At 66.4% G+C, this 2930-nt stretch carries 4 protein-coding genes; all 4 read right to left on the minus strand.

The genetic code is table 11. The features are described from left to right. A partial coding sequence (locus QOD90_RS05185; protein WP_526347345.1) for an uL14 family ribosomal protein occupies positions 1–214 on the minus strand: 214 nt, incomplete at its 3' end. Between the two features lie 228 nt (positions 215–442). After that, positions 443–1321, minus strand: a complete 879-nt coding sequence (locus QOD90_RS05190) for a formylglycine-generating enzyme family protein (protein WP_526347347.1) — start codon at positions 1319–1321, stop codon at positions 443–445. A 4-nt stretch (positions 1322–1325) separates the two neighbouring features. After that, complete coding sequence (locus QOD90_RS05195) at positions 1326–1955, minus strand: hypothetical protein (protein ID WP_526347349.1); 630 nt, start codon at positions 1953–1955, stop codon at positions 1326–1328. Positions 1956–2026: 71 nt separating this feature from the next. Next, on the minus strand, positions 2027–2930 hold a 904-nt coding region (locus tag QOD90_RS05200; protein ID WP_526347351.1), incomplete at its 5' end, for a LamG domain-containing protein.

Raw genomic sequence — 2930 nt, forward strand, 5'->3', positions numbered from 1 at the left:
GGCGACGACGTTCTTTCTTAGTGCGAACGATGACGGCCTTGACGACCTCACCCTTCTTGGTGGTGCCGCCAGGAATTGCGTCCTTAACGGTGCCAACGATGATGTCGCCGATTCCGGCGTAACGACGGCCTGAGCCACCGAGCACGCGGATGCACAAGATCTCCTTGGCCCCGGTGTTGTCGGCAACCTTCAGCCGCGATTCCTGCTGAATCACTCGATCTCCTCGATTGCTTGCATGTTCGGCACGGCGAGCAGCACTGAATACACTCGACGTACGCGGTCTTCGTCATCTCAAGGCACGCAGGGCTGTCCCGTGAAGAACGGCCGAGGTCTGCCCAAGGCAACCCCTACATACTAGGTGAGCTCTTGCAATGCGCCAAATCGTCCCCACCAGCGCTTTGTGCAGTGCATCCAGCGCTAGCCGCTGGTCTTGCCCCACGAATCACGCGGAAACGACGCAGCGGAAGCCGATGTGCGTGGTCGCGCTGTCCTGCGACTGCGGGGATCGGGCCGACGGCCGGTAGCGATGGCAGTACTCCGGCGCGCAGAGGTGCGAACCGCCCTTGAGCGCCTGGTTCACCTGAGGGTCCGGGTCGCGGGACGGCGTGCAGCAGCCCTTGGAGGCACCGACGTCGTGGTGTGCCGAGTACGGCGTGGTCGTCCACTCCCACACGTTGCCGATCATGTCGACGAGCCCGAACCCGTTGGCCGGGAACGCCCCGACCGGCGACGTGCCGACCCAGCCGCCGGCCCCTTCGTTGCGGTACGGGAATCGGCCCTGCCAGGTATTCGCCATGAGCACGCCGCCAGGGGCGACGTCCTCACCCCATGCATACGTCGTCGACGCCCCACCGCGCGCGGCGTACTCCCACTCCGCCTCCGTGGGCAGTCGACGGCCCGCCCACGTGGCGTAGGCCGCGGCGTCGACGTAGCAGACCTGCACGACGGGATGGTCGAGGCGATCCTCGATCGCACTGTCGGGTCCGAACGGCTGTCGCCACGACGCCCCCGGCGCCCAGTCCCACCACTGCTGCCAGCCCCGGAGATCGACCGGTCTCGCGGTCGGCCGAAAGACCAGTGCGCCCGGGAGCAGGTCCTCCGTGGGGACACCGGGGTACGCCGCGGGATCGAGCGGGCGCTCCGCGACCGTCACGTACCCGGTGTCGGCAACGAACTCCGCGAACTGGGCGTTCGTGACCGGATGGTATTCGACTGCAAGCGATCCGACGGTCGCGGTGTACACGGGGGCTTCTTCGGGGTAGAAGCTCGTCGACCCCATTCGGAAGGAGCCGCCGGGCAGCTCGACCAACTCGGTCAGCACGACGTCACGGTATGCGAATCTCGAAGTCGCCGGTCAGCGTTTCACTGATCGTGTCCATGTCGGTGACACCGGCAGGCGCCTGCACGTGCACGGCGACGAGGTAGTTCTTCGTGTTCGTCCAGACGTGCACCACGTGGTCGTCGAACTGGATCGCGTCCTGCGCCGTATTGGACAGCGTGCCCATCAACTTCTGGCCGCTGTAGTCGCACAACTCACCCGGCAGCAAGCTGAGCGCGCTGATCGCATACTTGGCCGTCACCTGGTCGGCGTACTGCCGAAAGGCTTCTGCCGCGTCGAGTTTTGTGGGGGCTATCGTCACGGTGGCCGCGAACCCGTCGGGACCTTCCATTCTCGTGGCGACGTCGCCAGATCCCCGCGCAAGCGTCCAGCCTGCCGGCACCGGGACCGTGACCTTGGGGGCCTGCGGATCGGCCACCTTGGCCACGACCATGATCCCCGGCTTGGTGGGCTGCGAGCACGTGACCGTTTGCGCGGGAATGGTCGCGCGGGTCGTCGGGACGACCCCGATCGGCGCGGCGCCGTTGCCGGCACCACCCGTCGGCAGCGTCGCACGCGGTGCTGCGGTGGCAGTGACGGGCGCCGTCGATTTGCTGACCGGCGTGCCTTCCGTCATCTTATTGCACGCCGACATCGCCGTCGCCGCAACGCAAATGGCACCCACTGCGGTCCATCGGCAGAGGTTCATCAGTCCTTCGAGAACGCCAGCGCAAGGTCACGCTCTACATCCGCGTACGGCGTACCCGAGATGTCGACGATCACCTTGGCGATGGTGCCGCCGGTGAATTCGTACGGCGCCGTGTATGCCTTCGACACCGGCTGCCCACCATTTCGGCCCACCGCGATGCCACCGCCTGCCAGGCCGAAACTGCCGGGATGAGCGCGCACGTTCGGCAGTGTGGCCACGGTGTTGCCGTCGACGTGCAGCGTGACGTCGCCGAGCGGGGTGTGGCTGCCCTCGACGGTGCCCGACTTCTCGTAGCGCACGCCGAACACGTGACTGCCCAGCGGAATCGGGTCGGGGGCGGAGAGCCTCTGCTCGTCCTCGCCCATGAAGTTGTACACGTATTGCAGCCTGCCATCCTGGACGAACAGGACGTGGCCACCGTGGCCTGCGCCCTGCTTGAACAACACGCCCTCGGCGTCGGCGCCGTCGACCGTGACCTCCGCGAGGACCGAGAAGGACTGGCCGCGACTTTCGGCGGCAGCCCCGATGCCCACCTCCGCGGTGCCGGGGTAGTAGGTGAAGTTCTTGCGGTCGACGGACAGATACGGGCGGAAGCGTCCCAGGGTCTCGAAGATGTTGAGGTCGCCGAGAGGAAGCCCGTTGTACTTGGCCGCCTCGGCGAACCACAGCTTCTTGAGCTCCTCGAGTTTCTCGGGCTGTTCGGCCGCCAGGTCGTGGCACTGGCTTCGGTCGGATTCGATGTGGAAGAGCTCCCAGCGGTCGTCGTCGAAGTGCGACCAACCGGCGGGACTCGCCGCGTGCACGGTGTTGGCGAACCAGCCGTCGTGCCAGATGCCACGAGTGCCGAGCATCGTGTAGAACTGCGTGTCCTTGCCCGTGTCTGCGGACGAATCGTCCAGCGCC

Source organism: Mycobacterium sp., assembly GCF_032161845.1.
Lineage (GTDB): Bacteria > Actinomycetota > Actinomycetes > Mycobacteriales > Mycobacteriaceae > Mycobacterium.